Source organism: Hwanghaeella sp. 1Z406, assembly GCF_048892425.1.
GTDB lineage: Bacteria > Pseudomonadota > Alphaproteobacteria > UBA8366 > Aestuariispiraceae > Pacificispira.
In genome coordinates this window covers 139,144-157,505 of sequence record NZ_JBLZHU010000002.1, presented here as the reverse complement: position 1 = coordinate 157,505, position 18,362 = coordinate 139,144, and the positions used below count along the sequence as shown (strand labels likewise).

General features: G+C 56.6%; 20 protein-coding genes. 13 read left to right on the top strand and 7 right to left on the bottom strand.

Annotated elements, in window-relative coordinates; translation table 11 throughout:
* Positions 1-56: 56 nt before the first annotated feature.
* From ACOSDR_RS05095 to ACOSDR_RS05085, 3 genes are all read left to right on the top strand, one after another.
* Positions 57-1,148 (top strand): cobalt-precorrin-5B (C(1))-methyltransferase, encoded by a 1,092-nt coding sequence (locus tag ACOSDR_RS05095; protein ID WP_420730579.1) that lies wholly within the window; start codon positions 57-59, stop codon positions 1,146-1,148.
* A complete protein-coding gene (locus ACOSDR_RS05090; protein WP_420730578.1) occupies positions 1,145-1,888 on the top strand; it encodes a cobalt-precorrin-6A reductase in 744 nt (247 codons plus the stop codon). The genes ACOSDR_RS05095 and ACOSDR_RS05090 overlap by 4 nt, the downstream gene beginning before the upstream one ends.
* Positions 1,889-1,985: 97 nt before the next feature.
* A complete protein-coding gene (locus ACOSDR_RS05085) occupies positions 1,986-2,561 on the top strand; it encodes an ankyrin repeat domain-containing protein (RefSeq protein WP_420730577.1) in 576 nt (191 codons plus the stop codon).
* A 16-nt stretch (positions 2,562-2,577) separates the two neighbouring features.
* Here ACOSDR_RS05085 and ACOSDR_RS05080 read toward each other — a convergent pair whose 3' ends face one another.
* Both ACOSDR_RS05080 and ACOSDR_RS05075 read right to left on the bottom strand, forming a co-directional pair.
* Positions 2,578-4,245 (bottom strand): adenylate/guanylate cyclase domain-containing protein, encoded by a 1,668-nt coding sequence (locus ACOSDR_RS05080; RefSeq protein ID WP_420730576.1) that lies wholly within the window; start codon positions 4,243-4,245, stop codon positions 2,578-2,580.
* Between the two features lie 220 nt (positions 4,246-4,465).
* Positions 4,466-4,975, bottom strand: a complete 510-nt coding sequence (locus ACOSDR_RS05075) for a TerB family tellurite resistance protein (RefSeq protein ID WP_420723265.1) — start codon at positions 4,973-4,975, stop codon at positions 4,466-4,468.
* A 112-nt stretch (positions 4,976-5,087) separates the two neighbouring features.
* On the opposite strand from ACOSDR_RS05075, the gene ACOSDR_RS05070 reads away from it, so the two are divergent.
* On the top strand, positions 5,088-5,708 hold the full coding sequence (locus tag ACOSDR_RS05070) for an alpha-ketoglutarate-dependent dioxygenase AlkB (protein WP_420730575.1): 621 nt from the start codon (positions 5,088-5,090) through the stop codon (positions 5,706-5,708).
* A gap of 12 nt (positions 5,709-5,720) precedes the next feature.
* Here ACOSDR_RS05070 and ACOSDR_RS05065 read toward each other — a convergent pair whose 3' ends face one another.
* A complete protein-coding gene (locus ACOSDR_RS05065; RefSeq protein ID WP_420730574.1) occupies positions 5,721-6,230 on the bottom strand; it encodes a GAF domain-containing protein in 510 nt (169 codons plus the stop codon).
* A gap of 160 nt (positions 6,231-6,390) precedes the next feature.
* On the opposite strand from ACOSDR_RS05065, the gene ACOSDR_RS05060 reads away from it, so the two are divergent.
* From ACOSDR_RS05060 to ACOSDR_RS05040, 5 genes are all read left to right on the top strand, one after another.
* Positions 6,391-7,911 (top strand): YifB family Mg chelatase-like AAA ATPase, encoded by a 1,521-nt coding sequence (locus tag ACOSDR_RS05060; RefSeq protein ID WP_420730573.1) that lies wholly within the window; start codon positions 6,391-6,393, stop codon positions 7,909-7,911.
* Between the two features lie 143 nt (positions 7,912-8,054).
* Positions 8,055-9,839 (top strand): SIR2 family protein, encoded by a 1,785-nt coding sequence (locus ACOSDR_RS05055; protein ID WP_420730572.1) that lies wholly within the window; start codon positions 8,055-8,057, stop codon positions 9,837-9,839.
* Positions 9,840-10,008: 169 nt separating this feature from the next.
* Complete coding sequence (locus tag ACOSDR_RS05050; RefSeq protein WP_420730571.1) at positions 10,009-10,788, top strand: ion transporter; 780 nt, start codon at positions 10,009-10,011, stop codon at positions 10,786-10,788.
* A gap of 103 nt (positions 10,789-10,891) precedes the next feature.
* The gene (locus ACOSDR_RS05045) at positions 10,892-11,617 is read left to right on the top strand and encodes an AzlC family ABC transporter permease (protein WP_420730570.1); all 726 of its coding nucleotides are present in this window, start codon (positions 10,892-10,894) and stop codon (positions 11,615-11,617) included.
* Positions 11,607-11,942, top strand: coding sequence for an AzlD domain-containing protein (locus ACOSDR_RS05040; protein WP_420730569.1), 336 nt, complete (start codon positions 11,607-11,609; stop codon positions 11,940-11,942). The genes ACOSDR_RS05045 and ACOSDR_RS05040 overlap by 11 nt, the downstream gene beginning before the upstream one ends.
* Positions 11,943-11,960: 18 nt before the next feature.
* Here the strand turns inward: ACOSDR_RS05040 and ACOSDR_RS05035 are convergent, their stop codons facing one another.
* From ACOSDR_RS05035 to ACOSDR_RS05020, 4 genes are read right to left on the bottom strand one after another with little or no spacing between them, the layout of a single operon-like run.
* On the bottom strand, positions 11,961-12,617 hold the full coding sequence (locus ACOSDR_RS05035; RefSeq protein WP_420730568.1) for a nitrile hydratase subunit alpha: 657 nt from the start codon (positions 12,615-12,617) through the stop codon (positions 11,961-11,963).
* On the bottom strand, positions 12,614-12,895 hold the full coding sequence (locus ACOSDR_RS05030; RefSeq protein ID WP_420730567.1) for an SH3-like domain-containing protein: 282 nt from the start codon (positions 12,893-12,895) through the stop codon (positions 12,614-12,616). Before ACOSDR_RS05030 ends, ACOSDR_RS05035 begins: the two co-directional genes overlap by 4 nt.
* A gap of 3 nt (positions 12,896-12,898) precedes the next feature.
* Complete coding sequence (locus ACOSDR_RS05025) at positions 12,899-13,234, bottom strand: hypothetical protein (protein WP_420730566.1); 336 nt, start codon at positions 13,232-13,234, stop codon at positions 12,899-12,901.
* Between the two features lie 7 nt (positions 13,235-13,241).
* Entirely contained in the window at positions 13,242-13,643 is a 402-nt protein-coding gene (locus ACOSDR_RS05020; protein ID WP_420730565.1) for a PilZ domain-containing protein, read from the bottom strand.
* A gap of 232 nt (positions 13,644-13,875) precedes the next feature.
* Here ACOSDR_RS05020 and ACOSDR_RS05015 point away from each other — a divergent pair, with 232 nt between their 5' ends.
* From ACOSDR_RS05015 to ACOSDR_RS05000, 4 genes are all read left to right on the top strand, one after another.
* Positions 13,876-14,916, top strand: coding sequence for a hypothetical protein (locus ACOSDR_RS05015; RefSeq protein WP_420730564.1), 1,041 nt, complete (start codon positions 13,876-13,878; stop codon positions 14,914-14,916).
* A gap of 119 nt (positions 14,917-15,035) precedes the next feature.
* A complete protein-coding gene (locus ACOSDR_RS05010; protein ID WP_420730563.1) occupies positions 15,036-16,388 on the top strand; it encodes an ActS/PrrB/RegB family redox-sensitive histidine kinase in 1,353 nt (450 codons plus the stop codon).
* A 40-nt stretch (positions 16,389-16,428) separates the two neighbouring features.
* Positions 16,429-16,983, top strand: a complete 555-nt coding sequence (locus ACOSDR_RS05005; RefSeq protein WP_420730562.1) for an ActR/PrrA/RegA family redox response regulator transcription factor — start codon at positions 16,429-16,431, stop codon at positions 16,981-16,983.
* A 168-nt stretch (positions 16,984-17,151) separates the two neighbouring features.
* Entirely contained in the window at positions 17,152-18,360 is a 1,209-nt protein-coding gene (locus ACOSDR_RS05000; RefSeq protein WP_420730561.1) for a sirohydrochlorin chelatase, read from the top strand.
* Positions 18,361-18,362 lie beyond the last annotated feature (2 nt).

Sequence of the window (18,362 nt, the reverse complement as noted above, 5' to 3'; positions counted from 1 at the left end):
ATGATTACCGGATGGAAATGACAAACCAAACCACTACCCTATAAAGTCCAAGCGCTATGACACGCAAGCCCGACGATATTCGATTGCGCTCCGGCTGGACAACCGGGGCCTGTGCTGCTGCGGCGGCACGCGCGGCTTTTGGCATGTTATGCGGCGGTCCGATACCAACAAAAATTGGCATCATCCTGCCCAAGGGGCAATGCCCGGTTTTCGATCTCATAGAGGCTGGGCGGGACACGGACTGCGCCTGGGCCGCTGTGGTCAAGGATGCAGGGGACGATCCTGATGTGACCCATGGTGCGACGATCCGTGCCACGGTCCGGTTCGGCGATGCGGGCACTGGCCTGCAGTTTCGGGCCGGTAAGGGTGTTGGCATGGTAACGAAACCTGGCCTGCCGATCCCGCCTGGGCAGCCTGCAATAAATCCAAAACCCCGCGAGATCATTGAAACCAATTTGCGCGCTGTGTTGATTGATCCACAGGATACGCTGGACCTGGTTGTCGAAATTTCGATCCCGGGTGGTGAAGAGCTGGCCCGGAAGACCTGGAACCCAAGGCTTGGGATTATCGGGGGTTTGTCTGTGCTGGGCACAACGGGGGTCGTGATCCCCTATTCCTGTAGCGCCTGGATCCATTCCATCCATCGCGGCATTGATGTCGCGCGGGCCAATGCCATGCCCCATGTGGCTGCGGCGACGGGCAAAACCTCGGAAGATGTTGCCCGAACCCTGTTTAATCTGCCGTTGGAAGCCACACTGGATATGGGCGATTTTGCGGGCGGTATGCTGAAATATCTGCGCCGCAATCCGCTGCCCCGGGTTACGATTGCAGGGGGGTTCGCCAAACTGGCAAAGCTGGCCCAGGGAAACCTGGATCTGCATTCATCCCGCAGCGCGCTGGATCTGATCCGGTTGGCCGATTTGGCCGGCAAGCTGGGGGCCGATCCGGCGCTGCAAGATCGGATTTCCGGGGCAAATACCGGGGCGGAGGCCTTGTCGTTATGTCTTCAGGCCGACGTCCCGATTGCGCAGGCTGTCGCCCGACATGCCAGAGATGTCGCCTTGGCAAGCGCGGGGGCGACCCCTATCGATATTCTGATCGTGGGTCGCCAGGGCGAAATTCTGGCACAGGCCGGGGATTTTGCATGACTAAACCGCGCCTACTGATCCTGGGGGGAACGGGTGAGGCGCGCCAATTGGCGGTCCTGTTGGTGGATCAATACGACACAGTAACATCGCTGGCGGGCAGAACCCAGGATCCAATGGCGCTTGCGGGGACGGTTCGCCAGGGCGGCTTTGGTGGTGTGTCCGGCTTTCTGGCATATCTGGAACAGAACCGACCCGCCGCGGTGATCGATGCGACCCATCCTTATGCGGCGCGGATGGGGACAACGGCGGTGCAGGCGACGGCGCAGATGCATATCCCCTTCCTGCGGCTGGAACGCCCGGCCTGGACCCAACAGCCCGGCGATGACTGGCATCTCTTTGAAACGATTGAAGCCCTTGTTAAGCGGTTGCCGAGTTTGGGCACGCATGGATTGATCACGCTGGGCGGGGCCAATCTGGGCGCCTTTTCCAGGGCGACAGGCATGCGCCTGACCCTGCGGGCCATCGATCCCCCTGACCCGTTGCCGGATCATCCGGCAATCAAGGTATTATTGGATCGCGGTCCGTTCACGCTGGAAAGTGAACGTGCATTGCTGACCAGACTTGGCATTGATGTGCTGGTTGCGCGAAATGCCGGGGGCAGCGCAACGCGGGCCAAAATCGATGCCGCGCGGATGCATAAACTGCCCGTCGCTCTCTTGGCACGTCCTGCCAGACCAGATAGTAATTATGTGAATACTGTTGCTGCGGCGGTCCGATGGGTAGAGGGGCTGAACCTATGATTTCGGTCTTGTGATCAGGTGCCTTTGAACCCAATTAAGACCCGGGCCAGCGCATGCCCGCACGTGGCACCAGCACACCGCAAAGGAGATTGACCCGATGAAGCACCAGCATTTTGCCCTTGCCCTGTTGCTGGCCCTGGCACCTCTGGTCGCCCCGTTGACCGCACCAAAGGTTCAGGCACAAACCGTGATTGGCGGGGATCCGGAAATGCTGACCGCGTTCAAGCGCGGCAATCTGCCAAAGGTTAAATCCCTGGTCATTCGGGGTGACAATCCATCCATGACGGATTTCGATGGTCGCAATGGGATCACGATCGCTGCGCGCAATGGGCATTACAATATTCTGGATTATCTGTTGCAGCTGAACACCCCGATCGACCATCAGGACAATATCGGAAATACGGCCCTGTTCTGGGCGGCGGAAGATGGGGATTATGACATGGTCGCCTATCTTCTGGACAAGGGGGCGTCAGTGGATATCCGAAATGGTCGTGGGTTGACCCCGGTGATGACGGCGGCCCGCGCCGGATATTTGGATATACTTGAGCTTTTAATTGATCATGGCGCGGATTTGACCATTCGCGATTATACCGGTCGCAGCCCCCTGGATTGGGCCCGCGACAGCCGCACACCTGGCGTAGAACAGGCCCTTATTCGGGCCGGCGCGCAATAGGGCGATTATCGGCCCTTCACAGCGCCAGAAGGGAAGCGTCTTGAATGGCGATCAACCGGATGGGCTGAATGCGGCCCCGAATTTCTGCCTCGTGTTCTTCGTATGGAAATGTGCCCAGCGACAGATCCGCTGTCCGCAACATGGTTTTTGACACCACAAGCTGGACACCATAGTCCTTTGTTAGGGCTTCCAACCGGCTGGCGGTGTTAACGGCATCCCCAATTGCGGTCAATTGCGTGGCGCGGCCATAGCCCATTTCGCCAACAATGACCGATCCAACATGAATGCCGATGCCGATGCGCAAGGGTTCATCCAGGTCCTGTTCCAGGCTTTTATTCAGGACGATCAGTCGTTCCGACATTCGTTTCGCCGCGATCAGGGCCTGACGACAGCCGTCTTCCTGTGTGGTTTCAATACCGAACAGGGCCATGATCCCGTCGCCGATGAACTTATCCAGATGCCCCCCGCTTTCTTCAATCGCCTTGCCCATAGCATCAAAATATCGGTTCAGCAGGAAAACCGTGTCATACGGCAGGCGGTCTTCACTGACCCTGGTAAATCCCCGTAGATCACAGAACATGACGGCAATTGTGATCTCTTTGCCCTGGGCCATATCGGATCTGGCATAGCCATGGGATGCGGTTGCGGTATGGGGCAGCAGGGGCGTGATATGGATTTCACCGGATAGGGGAATGGCCTGACAGGCAAGGCGCACATCCGGTCCGGCGCGCACCCGTTTCAGGACTTTCAGTTCTTCTTCGCTGGGCGGGGGTAAAAGGTCCTGACCCTGGCGGATGCGGACACGACAGGTGGAACATCGCCCCCGTCCCCCGCAGACACTGGCATGGGGATAGCTGCAGTCGCGACTGGCTTCCAGGATGCTGAGCCCTTGGGTAAAGCGATGATCGCGCCCATCATCATAATTCAGGATGACAAAGCCGGCCCGCTTCTGCACCTGACGCCGAACGAAACGGGCTGCAAGGCTGACTGTCAGCATGCCTGCAAGGGCCAGCAACAGGGCGTCCTGAATCTGGTACAACACCATTTGATCGGATTGCGACAGAGATCCCACTTCGCGCAGCACAACCCGCACCCAGGCAGGATTGTCGGTCAGGGCGGCGGCTTCTGTCCCGGCCTTATAGAAACCGGTCAGTGCCAGGGCGGGCCAAAGTATCGCCAACCCGAACAGGCCAAACCGGATTCCGGGCCAGAATGGCTTCAGGCGCAGCCAGTAATACAGGCCCAGACAGCCATGAAACCAGGCAACAATCAGGGCGGCCGCCTGCCGCCATCCAGACATCGTGTCATATTTCAAATAGATTGCCATGATCCAGGGATAGCTGGGCTGAATGCCATATTGCATAGCGGCGATGCGGGTACTGACAACGTGCAGACACAACAATGCGGGTACCGCAATGCCAGAGGCTAACTGGACTATTTCCCCCAGGCCGATCCCCTTCCAGCGATGGCGGGTATAAATCGCATAAAAGCCAAGTGCCATATGGATTGCCATCGCGCCATACAGCAGGATCAGCCCCGGCCAGCTTTCCCAGAAGCCATGCAGACTGGGCCGGACGAATTCCATGATCGCCAGGGAATGATTGCCCAGAATCAACGGGATCAGATGCAGAGAGATATAGGAGAACAGGATCAGGCCGGTAATAAGGCGCAGACGGCGTATCATCACAACCGGTTCCTAATGGGGCGCATTCGGCGCGGTGACGGCAAAGCATCATGCGCAAGCATGAGCTTAAACATAACCCCAAGCATCATGCGGCAGCATGAGCTTAAACATAAGTCCTACCATCATGCGGCAGCATGAGCTTAAATATAAGTCCTACCATCATGCGGCAGCATGAGCTTAAACGTGATCCTTTAAATCATGCGCATTTACCAAAATGATCCTATCCGGAATGGACGTCTCCCTTGGGGTGGATCGCATCCTGATCTTCGACTGCGGCCTCTCGCTGTGCCAGAATCTTCTTGCGCGCAGTGCCGCTTTCAACATCGGTCAGGCCCAACATGCCAGAGATACGGCGAATAAGGTTGGCTTCGTGGTCGTGCAACTCGCCGTCCGAATAGACGACATCCCACAGCATTTCGACCAGGGAAATGCGCTCCTCATGATCAAAATGGTCATTGACGACCCGCAGGAAGGAATAGATATCGACGGCGGCTTCTGCCTTGGCTTCGCTTTCTGTCAGGATTTGGTGGACTTCTTCCCGCGGGACGCCGAAATGGCGTTCGATCAGCACGCCGATACGGGTTCGCTCCACCTCATCAATATGGCCATCGGTCATGGCCGCCTGAATCAACATCGCCGCAGCAGCAATGTGCAATTCTCTTTGCTCGCGCTCGCTCGAATGATTGATTTTGGGATCGGCGGAAAAGAAGTCTTTTAATTTGCTTAGCATTGGGGTGATTTTGTCCTCTGGTGATGCGTTTTCAGTCTTAAGGCCCGCTTTCGGTACCAATATGAATGTCTGATACCCATATAAATATCAGGAATCAGGTGAGTGTAGCAATTTGATCGACGGGTTCAAACTCCATCCGGCCTATCTTGATCGACAGACCCAACACAGCCTTGTGATGGAGATACGCGCCTGTCTGATTGCAGCTCCTCTTTTTACCCCGGCTCTGCCCCGCTCTGGTAAGCCGTTTAGTGTGCGGATGAGCAATGCGGGGCCGCTGGGCTGGGTTTCAGATCAGCAGGGCGGGTATCGCTATCAGGCGCATCATCCCGTGACCGGGTCGCCCTGGCCTGCAATACCAGACCTTGTTTTGAAGATATGGGATGATTTAAGCGGATATCCAGCGCCGCCGGAGGCCTGTCTGATCAATTGGTACGGGCCGGACGCGCGGATGGGCCTGCATCAGGACAAGGACGAGGCGGCGCGCGATGCCCCGGTATTGTCAATTTCGCTGGGCGATACAGCGCTGTTTCGCATCGGGGCGGCGGTCAAGGGTACGCCCACCCGCTCCTTGCGTCTGAGTTCCGGCGATGTCGCGCTGTTGTCGGGTGATGCGCGGGAGTCACGCCATGGCATCGATCGGCTGATGCCGGGCACGTCGACCCTGTTGGATGCGCCGGGTCGGATTAATCTGACTCTGCGGCGGGTGACGTTGCCAGCAACCCCACCTGGTTAGGGTCCCGACCATCTAAGGAAGAATCCGGTCGATCCTGTCCGTATCAATTTCCAGGGCATGCAGTTCAATTTCGCGTGTCGCCTGTAAGGTCAGTTCTTTCAACAACAGGCGTTTGCCATGGGATATCGGCTCGCGCGATTGCATGTCGATGATACATAACGTGCCGATCCTGGCCCCATTGCGCATGACAAGGGGGGCACCGCAATAATATCGAATATAAGGCTCTCCGGTGACCAGAGGGTTTTCAGCAAATCGCGGGTCTTCCAGCGCATTTGGTACTTCCATAATGTCGGCGTTTTGAATGGCGCGTGCGCAAAACGAGATTTCCCGTGACGTTTCCTGTACCGACAGACCTTGAACGGACTTGAACCACTGACGCGACTCGTCGACCAGAGAGATCAAGGCAATCGGAGCATTAAATATATGCGTCGCCAAACTGGTGATCCGGTCAAATTCTGGTGTCGGACCCGTATCCAGAATTTCCAGGTTTCTTAAAGTCTTCAGGCGTTTGCTCTCGTCCATGATCCTCGGCCCTTGATGCCTTTATGCTAGTATGACGGAATATGTGGTCAAGGCACCAGCCCCCATTTCCTAACAGCCTGCCTGTGATTGTCCATAAAAAATCTGGGGCGACACAGAATTCCCGCTGACAGGCCCCGTTGGTTGCGGCATAAAGCCTGTTATGGTTGCACATGTTACAACAGTCGCGTTCCACGGCATTGATACCATGCCCATTGACGTCCAGGTCCAGCTGACCTCGGGCCTGCCCAGCTTTGCCGTGGTGGGATTGCCTGACAAGGCGGTGGCGGAAAGCCGGGAGAGGGTGCGCGGCGCCCTGGCAGCCATCGGTCTGGCGCTGCCGCCCAAGCGGATCACCGTCAATCTGTCGCCTGCCGATGTTCAGAAGGAAGGCAGTCATTTCGACCTGCCCATCGCACTTGGCATGTTGGTCGCGATGGAGGCGATCCCCAGTGATGCGCTGGACGGCTATCTGGCGCTGGGGGAATTGGGGTTGGATGGGCGCATCGCGCCGGTCGCGGGGGTGCTGCCCGCCGCCATGGCCGCCATCGGCATGGACAAGGCGCTGATCTGTCCCGCCGCGCAAGGGGGAGAAGCCGCCTGGGCGGGCGAGATGGAAATCGCTGCCGCACCGGATCTGATCGCACTGATCAACCATCTGAATGGCAGCCAGATGATGGCGGTCCCCACACCCAAACTGGCCCCACCGCCGGGCGAGTTACCGGATCTGGCCGATATCAAGGGCCAGGAAACCGCGAAGCGCGCCCTGGAAATCGCGGCGGCGGGCGGTCACAACCTGTTGCTGATGGGCCCGCCGGGCGCGGGGAAAAGCATGCTGGCCTCGCGCCTGCCCGGCATCCTGCCGCCGATGTCCGCGACGGAGGCGCTGGAAGTCTCCATGATCCACTCGGTCGCGGGGCTGATGATCGATAGTGGCCTGTCCCATGCCAGACCGTTTCGTGATCCCCACCATTCCAGTTCCACCCCGGCCTTGGTGGGGGGCGGACAACGGGCCAAGCCGGGCGAAGTCTCCCTGGCCCATAATGGGGTTCTGTTCCTGGATGAACTGCCGGAATTTCAGCGCGGCGCACTGGAATCCCTGCGCCAGCCGCTGGAAACAGGCCGGGCCGTTGTGGCGCGGGTCAACGCCCATGTGACCTATCCCGCCCGGGTGCAATTGATCGCGGCGATGAATCCCTGCCGATGCGGGCATCTGGATGATCCCGACCTGGCCTGCAGCCGCGCGCCGCGCTGTGCGCTGGATTATCAGGCGAAAATTTCCGGCCCCCTGTTTGATCGGATTGACCTGTCGATTGATGTTCCCGCCGTCCGCGCCAGCGACCTGTCACGCCCGCCCCCTGCAGAAGGCTCAAAAGAAGTCGCCGCCCGCGTAGCCGCCGCAAGGGCGCTCCAAACGGCACGCTTCGCCAGCCTGCCGGAAGCCCAGCGCCCCCGCACCAATGCCATGGCCGATGGCAAAATCCTGGAAGACATCGCCACCCCGGATGCGGAGGGCCGAAAACTCCTGACCGACGCCGCCGACCGCCTGAAACTCTCTGCCCGCGGCTATCACCGCGTCCTGCGCGTCGCCCGCACCCTGGCCGACCTGGACAATTCCCCCACCCTCCGCCGCCTCCACATCGCCGAAGCGCTCAGCTATCGCCGTGTCCAGGTGCGGGGGTAGGAATTGAATAGCCGATTGCCATTATGGCGTTTATAATTGTGCTATCAGATACCTTATTGAGAGACTGAAGAATTCTAATCATTCTCTGTAAGTTATGTCGCAATTGCCCTTAAATTCAGTTTGAAGTAGGCAGAAACGTATTCATGGCAATTCTCTCGGGTGACCCCCTAACGCAGCTATCATTTTCTATATACGAAAATAAGGGCTTATACGTCTTACTTTTAGGTTCAGGCATATCACGCGCTGCATCAATTCCGACTGGATGGGAAATCACAATTGACCTAATTCGCCGTGTTGCGTTAGCGCAAAAGGTTGAAGATCAATCAGATTGGGCGAAATGGTACATAACTGAGTTTGGTAAAGAGCCAAATTACTCAGAAATAGTTGGTGAACTTGGCCTTTCACGCGATGAACGGCGCTCAATTTTGCACAGTTACATTGAGCCAGATGAAAGAGATCGGATAGAGAAGCTAAAGACACCCACCAAAGCACATAAGGCAATCGCAAGACTTGTTCGAGAGGGCTACGTAAAGGTTATTGTAACGACTAATTTCGATAGGCTCCTCGAAAACGCACTACGTGAAGAAGGAGTGGAACCAACTGTTGTGGCATCAGTAGACGCGCTTAGTGGTGCCGAGCCGTTAGCTCACACAAGTTGTTTTTTGTTAAAGTTGCATGGAGACTATAAGGATGCGCGAATTTTAAATACAGAAGATGAGTTAGAAACATACCCTTCTGAATATAATGCATTGTTGGATAGAATTATCGATGAGTATGGGCTGATTATTTGTGGGTGGTCAGGCGAATGGGATCATGCGTTGCGCTCTGCCCTCCTACGAGCGCCTGCCCGTCGTTATCCCCTTTATTGGGCGGCAAGAAGCAAACTCAAAGGAGCCGCAACGGATATTGTGCTTCACCGAGACGCTAGAGTAATAGAAAACCAAGATGGGGAATCCTTCTTTGAAGGGCTGGAACAGCGAATTTCAACTTTAGCACGAACACACCATCAAAATCCACTTAGTATAGAATTGTTAGAAAATACAACGAAACGTTACCTCGCAAAGTCTGAACATCGAATTCAGCTTGACGATCTTTTCACATCTGAAATGAAGTCTTTGATCCAAAAGCTTGACGCCGAAGAGTTGTGTGTAAGGGGCCAATGGAGTTTAGAAGAATTCAGGCAGCGAACCGCATTGTATGAGTCCCATTCTGAACCGTTAGCTCGAATGTCGGGTATTCTTGGACGTTGGGGAGATGGAAAAGAGAAGACGCTGGTTATCGATTTGATTGAGACGTTGTCACATTATGCTGATCAAGAACAAAGCGGATTAAGTGTGTGGTTACAAACTAGGTCCTATCCGGCAGTTTTGATTATGACAGCGTATGGTCTTGGCCTTGTTCGGAGCCAACGATGGAATGAACTTCATGATCTGCTCGTCGCGCCAATACAAAAACCGAACGGTCAGGGTAATGAACGTACGATTGAAAAATTATTTTTGACATCATGGCATGGCGGAAACAATGAATATTGGCAAAGTTTGGACGGTTTAGACCGAAGAAAGACGGCGCTTAGCGACCATCTCTGTGATCTTTTCCAAGAATGGAGCAAGTCGTTTGTTGGCGTATCGACAGACGTAACTCGACTCTATGAGAGCTGGGAAATCCTAGGTGGTCTTGTTTATCTTGAAGGGCATAATTTACAAGAGTTTGACATAGTATCTTCGGCAGATCGTCAGAGTAATTTTGTTTGGTTTCCAATTGGTCGAAGTGCATGGCACGGTGATGTAAGGGACCCAATTCTTGAAACTTACTTTTCTGACCCTGTGAAGTCGGCATTACTTGAATCAGGATTCGCAAAAGGAGACGAAATGCTGTTGGAAAAATTAATCCAAAATTATAGGCACTTCGCAAACTACTATCGATGGTGATGGCCATTTGAACCTTACTTGAATCGAACTTAGTGTTATCAACATTGAGTAAACTGAGGGCGGTGCAGGGGCAGGGTTAGCGTGCCGGAACATATTGCACTGCAACGCTTGAATTTTGCGCCCCGCGCCCCCTTCTTAGCGGCTACACCGAAGCTTTGGGGAGAAGGTCGTGATCGAGCGTTTGCAACGGCTTGTCGAGTCGCGGGGGTTTCAGAATTTTATTCTGGCGGTGATCGTGCTGAATGCGGTCATTCTGGGGCTGGAGACATCCAAGACCGTGATGGCGGCGGTCGGGCCTGTGCTGAAGGCGCTGGATCGGATTGCGCTGGTCATTTTTGTGATTGAAATCGCCCTGAAGCTGATCGTCTATCGCCATCGCTTTTTCAAGAATGCCTGGAACATCTTTGACTTCGTGATTGTTGGTGTGACGCTGGTCCCGGCGGGCGAAGGGGTTTCGGTTCTGCGGGCGTTGCGAATCCTGCGGGCCTTGCGGCTGGTTTCCATGGTGCCGTCGATGCGCCTTGTGGTGCAGGCCTTGATGCGGGCCATTCCGGGCATGGGCTCGGTCATCATGCTGTTGTCGCTGGTTTTCTATATCGCCTCCGTCATGGCGACCAAGCTGTTCGGCGGATCGTTTCCCGATTGGTTTGGAACGATTGGGGAGTCGGTTTATTCCCTGTTCCAGATCATGACACTGGAAAGCTGGTCCATGGGCATCGTGCGCCCGGTGATGGAGGTCTATCCCCAGGCTTGGATGTTCTTTGTTGTCTTTATATTGCTGACCACATTTGCGGTGTTGAACCTGTTTATCGCCATCATCGTGGACAGCATGAGTCAGGAACATAAGGCGCTGGAAAGCGGTGGGGAGGATGCTTATCACCCCAACAATCAGGATATCATGGCGGAATTGAAGGCCCTGCGTGCGGAGGTTCGGGCCTTGCGGCAGTGAATTTGGGCGCAGGCGTCAGGTTTGGTCAGATGTTCCTGTCTCTCTCAGTTGTTGTGCTGTGCACCCCCTTTCCGAATCGCGGGAAACGCGGTAAGAGCCCGCTATGACAACCAGTTCTCCCATATCCAGCCCGGTTCCCGGGGGTGCCATGAGCAGTTTCATGGCGGGCGCACGGGATTCCATTGGCATGAGCTTCGGTGCGATGCTATTTGGCCTGTTGTTCGGGTCTGCTGCGACGGTGGCGGGTCTGACAATGCCCCAGACGGTTTCGATGAGTGCCTTTATCTTTGCCGGCACCGCGCAGTTTTCGACCCTGGCCTTATGGCAGCCCGATATGCCGTTGTTTGCGGTGGCGGTCTCTGTCGCGATGGTGACCAGTCGGCTGACCCTGATGGGACTGTCTTTGGCCCCGACCATCCGGTCTATGCCGCCCTGGATCAAGCCAGCGGGTGTGTTTGTCATTAATGATGCCGCCTGGGTGCTGACCTTGCAGGCGCGCAGCGTATCCAGCAAGGCAGGCTATTTCTTTGGGATCTCCGCCCCGATGTACACATTATGGGTGGCGGCCACGGTGGTGGGCGTGTTTCTGGCTGGCTTTTTTGATCCGGTGACGGCGAAAAGCCTGGCCTTTGCGGGAATTGTGTTTTTGTCGGTCCTGGTGGGCATGGTGGTGCGCGGCGTAGATGCGCCCCGCCCGCCCCTGGTTGTGGCAGCACTTGTCGGGATTGCGCTGGATGGGGTTCTGGCGACGGGACCGGCAATCTTGGTCGCAGTCGCAGCGGGGGGCATTACGGCCCTGGCCGTGGAAATGGCACGGGATGACCACTGATATTGCACAACCGGAAGCCTGGCTGGCCTATCTGACCATATTCATGGCGGCCGGATTGGTTTTGATCATGCGGGCGGCGGGTGTTCTGGGCGCGCATTTTCTGCGGACGGGCCCCCGGACACAGCGGATCGTCAATGCCCTGCCCGGTTGCGCCCTGGCGGCGATTGTCGCGCCTGCGGCCATGCGTGGTACGCCGACGGATATCTTTGCCGTTGTGGTGACCTTCAGCCTGTATCTGTGGACCGGGCGCACAATTTTTTGCATGATTCTGGGCGTCAGCCTGTGCCTGCTGGGTGCCCATTGGCAGGCGGGAAATCTGTTTTGAGCGTCAGGCCCGCCTCACTCAGGCGGGCGCACTGACTTCAATGACGCCGATCAGGCTGTCGCGGGTCACCAGTTGCGCCAGTTGCGTTTCATCCATCCCGTCGGTTCCTTCCGGGCGCATGGGCAGGATCATATAGCGCATATCTGCCGTGGAATCATGCACCCGCACCTCACGCTGGGGCGCGATGTCGGTGCCAAATTCTGACAGGACGGTGCGGGGGTCGCGGACCACCCGGCTGCGATATTCCCGGCTTTTATACCAATCGGGTGATTTCCCCAACAGGAAGACCGGATAACAGCTGCACAGGGTGCAGACGATGACATTATGGGTCTCTGGCGTATTTTCCATGACCAATAGGGGGGCTGGACCGGTATCGATACCGATTTCGGCGGCGGCCTCTTTCGCATTGGTCAACAGCTTTGCCTTGAAGGCAGGATCCACCCAGGCCCTGGCGGTGATCTTCGCCCCCAATTCCGGCGTGCGCCCCTGCATATATTCAATCGTGTCGCGCAGATCGCCCCCGGTGAAGACCCCTTTTTCGATCAACAGTTCCGCCACCGCATCGGCCAGTGCCTGATGATAGGTCGGGGCCGTGTCTTCCAGATCCTTGCGCGGCGCATGGGGGTCCGGATGGTCATGGTCGTGATCATGGTGGTGGGGGTGATCGTGGCTCATCGCGCTGTCTCCAGCCAGTGTTCAAAAACTTCGATATCGACAGTGTCTTTTTCAGGGCCGGTATAGTCGGGCCACAGGGTTTTCTGCTGAAAGCGGACACGATACAGCGTCACAACCGTGTCGCCGGTCCGGCCATAGGCCAGTTCTTCCGGATTGTGGAACTGCCCGCAAATCCGCTCAATCCGGCCAGACAGGCCGCGGCAATAATAGGGGGTGCGGACGTGACCGGGGGGTGTGGCCCAGCGCACCCGCACTTCGTCACCGACAGAAAATCGCATGGCTTAATGCTCCGGCGAAGAGGCGGGGGCGTGGCGGGCTTTGACTTCTTCCAGCTTGCGGCCCAGCTCGTCCACATGGATCACGCCTTTTTCGATCAGCACATTGGCGACCGATGCGATCCAGCGTTCATAATAGGTCAGTTCGTCATAAATACCGGGCCCCATATCTTCGATGCCCCGGCGCAATTCATCGATGCGCATCAGGGGGCCGCTCTTGGGGTTGGACAACAGGCGCACGATGGCGTCTGTTTTATTTTCCCAGGGTTCGAACGTGTGTTCCGTGCGGGCGACAGGCCCTGCATCCAGGCCACCCATATCATGGTATCTTCGCTCTATCACGATGCCGCTATTCCTTTGGCTGTGATTGTTCCAGTTTCGATATAAAGCCCTTGATCGTATCAATATGGTTGGGAAAAAGGAATACCATCGAACACCCGATACGACCGTCGACAACCCGGCGGACGGTCAGCTTTACCGGTATCTCATACTGTTCTTCCACTTGTTGTAAGACCAGAAATCCATTGATCTCCTGCCCGGTCTCAAAAACACTGGGATCTTCCGCCTGGAAACCCAGGCCATTGGCGCTCAGATCATCCAGCGGCAAGGGTCGGTCTTCAATTTCAATGAACCCTGCGCGAAAAGGATATCGTGCTTCTGATCGTGCTTCGGTATGTCGCATCCGGTAAACGGCCTCTGTCAGAATATTAACCATGATGGACGATTGCCGATTGCTTGGTCTTGTATCCATCCTAAATCTCTCCCTAGTATAGTCGCCTATTGTGCTTTGGGGAAACCCTGATACATCATTGGTTTGGATGGGGATCGCCTTTTGGCGACGGTTGTGAGAGGCTTTCGGCAGGATGAACCGCCGCGCATTGAAAACGCTCCTTCGGTCGGGGCGGTTCTTGTGTTTTGACGCAAGGGCAGTCTATCTGGGACTAAAGGAAGGCAGTGCGCCTGATGAGCCGCCGCCGGGGAAGATGTTTGATCTTTCCACGTTGAATCTGGGCATATTTTTCAAAGAAGTCACACAGAATGATCACGAGGATGAGGTTTTCGTCTCAACCCGCGTTTATTTCCCATATAACGACCTGGAAGTCGATCAGGGCGGCGAATCGACCCTGGCGGACCCGGATCGCATTGTTAAGGTTCTGGCCAAGCGTGGTGCGATAAAATCAGCGGATTCCCTGTCTGCCCATGATCAGCGCGTCCTGGAAATCCTGACCAAAGTTCCGACCTTTGATCCGTTCCTGCTGTTATCGCAGCGTCGGGAAGTTGAGGTTGAGCGCAGCATTTCACCCAGCTATTTTGAAATCACGGAAAAGGACTGGATGCTGATCCGCCGCCCCGTGTTGGACAAGATCAGTGTGCTGGTGGCGAAAGCCAATTCTGCCAATAATATGGATGTCTATCAGGCCTATCTTGGTGAAAACCACGATAAGGATGACGAAGGTCAGCGCTTGATGACCGGCGCGGTGGTTGATGCGATCTGGCAGGGCGAGGAAACAGATGGGTCGCGCGGGCTGATCCGCAGTTTCCGGTTGGATGAATCGCAAACCAAACAATTCCTCTTTGCCTGGAAGGGGATCAATTACTATGAATTTCAGTATGAGCGCTATAAGCCCCTGCTATATGATTTCTTTCGGTGGCTGGGGTCATCGGATTCGATGCCCAAAGACCGGGAGACGATGACGGATTCCGCTATGGATCGGTTTAAATTTCGGCGGGACCAGTCGCGCAGCCTGATCCGAACCACGCATTCTACGGTGATGAGCATCATCAAGAATTACAATCTGGCCTTTGATGAGCTGATTGAAAAGGACGACCCCAGGCCGTTTCAGCAGTTCCTGCGGGAAGCCCCAAAGAATTTTCTGACGGTTGGTCTGGCGCTGGGTGTTCTGGCGCATACCGCCAATGCCTGGGCCGATGTCAGCGACAAAAAGCCGCGTGCGCTGCGGGCGACGGAATTAGAGCCCTTCTATGACTTCATCATTGCGATCAATGGGCAGGATTTTCAATAGGGATGATTATCCCCCGCCAGTCATTTTAGGGTGACGCGACGGGGATGACTGCCTAAGCTTTGGCGTGAACCCCCAATGGGTCCTGCACGGCACGGCCTGGTTGCCCCAAGGCGTCTACAATGGATCAGAATCACAATTCATCGACCCGTGACTTTTCCCGACCCACGGGGTGGTTTCGGGTCAAGCGCGCACTGCACCAGGCCCGTGTTGCAGAGGCACGACCCATCGGGTTAAGCCTGTCGACCCTGGTCATGCTGCGGTGGATCGCGGTGGCCGGTCAGTTATTGACGGTCATTATTGTCTCCATCGCGTTTGAATTTCCCTTTGCCCTGTTGCCCTGTCTGTTGGCGACCACGGCGCTGGCGATATCGAATCTGGTCTTGATGGCGTCGCGCCCCCGACGATTGAGCCAAAGGCGCGCATCGCTGGTTCTGGGGTTTGATCTTTTGCAATTGGCCAGCCTGATTGGTTTCACGGGTGGATTGCAAAACCCGTTTGCCCTGTTGTTGCTGGCCCCGGTCACGGTTTCTGCAACAATCCTGTCGCGGCGCGCGACCCTGGCGCTGACCGCCCTGGCGGTGGGGGCCGCAACAGTGCTGTCCTTTGTGCATTTGCCCCTGCCGTGGGAGACCCCTTTGGGGGTCGCACTGCCCTTTGTCTATCGCCTGGGGATATGGACCGCGATCACCATGTCGTTGGTTTTTATCGCCACCTTTGTGTGGACTGCATCGGAAGAATCCAGGCGCTTGACCGATGCCCTGTCCGAATCTGACGATGCCCTGGCGCGGGAGCGGGAATTGTCCGCCCTGGGCACGCTGGCCGCGGCGGCGGCGCATGAATTGGGTTCCCCCCTGGCGACGATCGCGGTGGTGTCCCAGGAATTGATGCGCACGGTCCCGCCGAACAGTCCCTTATATGAAGATGTCGCCCTGTTGAAGAGCCAGTCGGATCGATGCCGGGATATTCTGGTTGGCCTGTCTTCGCGTCCAGGCGCGGCGACCGGGGATCCGTTTGAAATTCTGCCGCTGTCAAATCTGGTTGAGATTGCCAGCGATGAACATGTGCCAGACAGGATCACCCTGGATGTTCAGATCGATGAATCCTGTGACGGGGCGGAACCGTTGGTGCCGCGCACACCGGAATTCCTGCATGGCTTGGGCAATTTCATATCCAATGCCGGACAGTTCGCCCGCAGCGCCGTCACGGTGCGCCTGTATTGGACCAAAAATGATGTCTGGATTTCCATTCATGACGACGGGCCTGGATTTTCCAATGCCGTGTTACAGACGTTGGGGGAACCTTATCTGTCGACCCGGGCTGGTCAGAATGGCCATATGGGTTTAGGGGTATTTATCGCCACAACCCTGTTGGAACGCATCGGGGCGGAAACCGTGTTTCGCAATCGCAAGGGTGCGGAGATCCTGATCCGCTGGCCGCGCAGGGTGTTGGAAGTCCAGGGCGACGCACTATAGTTTGCTGATAAGAGACACATCAGGTTAGGAACAGAAGACAATGTCCGACATGTTGCCCGCCCATATCCGGGACCGCACCCTGTTAATCGTCGATGACGATGCCCCGTTGAGAAACAGGCTGGCGCGGGCCATGGAACAACGCGGGTTCGAGGTGCGCAGCGCCGCCGGGGTCGCGGAAGGCCTGGATGTCGCAGCCAATCGCCCACCTGCCTATGCCGTGATCGACATGCGCTTGGAAGACGGCAACGGCCTGGATGTGGTGGAGGCCCTGCGCGATGCCCGCCATGATATCCGCATCGTCATGCTGACCGGCTATGGCAATATCGCCAGTGCCGTGACGGCGGTGAAAAAGGGCGCGATCGATTACCTGGCAAAGCCCGCCGATGCGGACCAGATCATCGCCGCCCTGTTGGAACACGACCGCCCCCTGCCGCCCCCACCGGAAGACCCGATGTCGGCCGACCGCGTGCGCTGGGAACATATCCAGCGGGTGTTTGAACAATGCAACCGCAACGTCTCCGAAACCGCGCGCCGCCTGAAAATGCACCGCCGCACCCTACAGCGCATCTTAAACAAGCACGCGCCGAGGGGGTGATGTAAATCCGGCCCTGTCGCAAACCTTTTAAAGCCGGACGGTTTTTCGGCTGACGGGTCGTGTTGGGTCTGTTAGGTGTCAGTCCATGAGCACCCCACCGACACGGGGGCAAATTTGGGTCGGATGCGTGGAGCCTTAATAAGAACCCAAGCCAGGACGGGGGCAAATATGTCCAATAATACAGCCGCGGCGCTCTCAGCGACCGTTGATACCCAATTTTCGATTCCCACCCATATTGACGACGACAAGGTCGGTATCATGATCTGTGGCCATGGCAGCCGCGACGTTGGTGCCGTGTCGGAATTTGAGCAGATCGCCCAGGCCATGAAGGCCCGCTTTCCGCATCTGCCGGTCGAATATGGCTTTCTGGAATTCGCGACACCGATCATCCGCACTGGTCTGGATAAGCTGCAAGAGCAGGGCGTGACCCGCGTGCTGGCCGTGCCGGGCATGTTGTTTGCCGCGGGCCATGCGAAAAATGACATCCCGTCCGTCCTGAACACCTATCAGGCACAAAATCCCGGCCTGTCGATCAAATATGGCCGTGAACTGGCGGTGGATCTGAAAATGCTGAAGGCGGCTGCCGGGCGCATCGAAGAGGCCCTGGCCCCGCTGGATCCCGCCATTTCCCGGCATGAAACCCTGTTATGCGTCATCGGACGTGGCGCGTCTGATCCCGATGCCAACTCCAATGTCGCCAAAGTGGCACGGATGCTGTGGGAGGGCATGGGCTTTGGCTGGATGGAAGTCGGGTATTCCGGTGTGACCTTCCCGCTGGTAGAGCCCGCCCTGGAGCATTGCGCCCGTATGGGATACAAGCGGATTGTCGTGTTCCCCTATTTCCTGTTCACCGGCATTCTGATCAAACGCATCTATGATTACACAGACCAGGTCGCCGCCCGGCACCCGGAGCTGGAATTCGTGAAGGCCGGCTATCTGAATGATCATCCGATGGTCATGGAAACCTTTGCAGAGCGCCTGTTTGAGATTGTCGAGGGCGCGAACAACATGAATTGCCAGATGTGCAAATACCGCAACCAGGTTCTGGGCTTCGAAGACGAGGTCGGCCTACCGCAGGAAAGCCATCACCACCACGTCGAAGGCATCGGCACCGGTCCGGCAGAAGATCATGGGCACAGTCACGATCATGGGCACAGTCATGACCACGACCACGACCATGAACACCCGCATGACCACGATCATTCTCATGACCATGGGCACGACCACCAACACGGCCACAGTCATGACCACGACCACGGACATGGACACGGGCATGATCATGGGCACGATCACCACCACCATCCCTATCCTCAGGCGGATCATCCGCATGGTCCGCGCAGCATGACGGAAGGTGTGACGTTGCCGAAACCGGATTGACG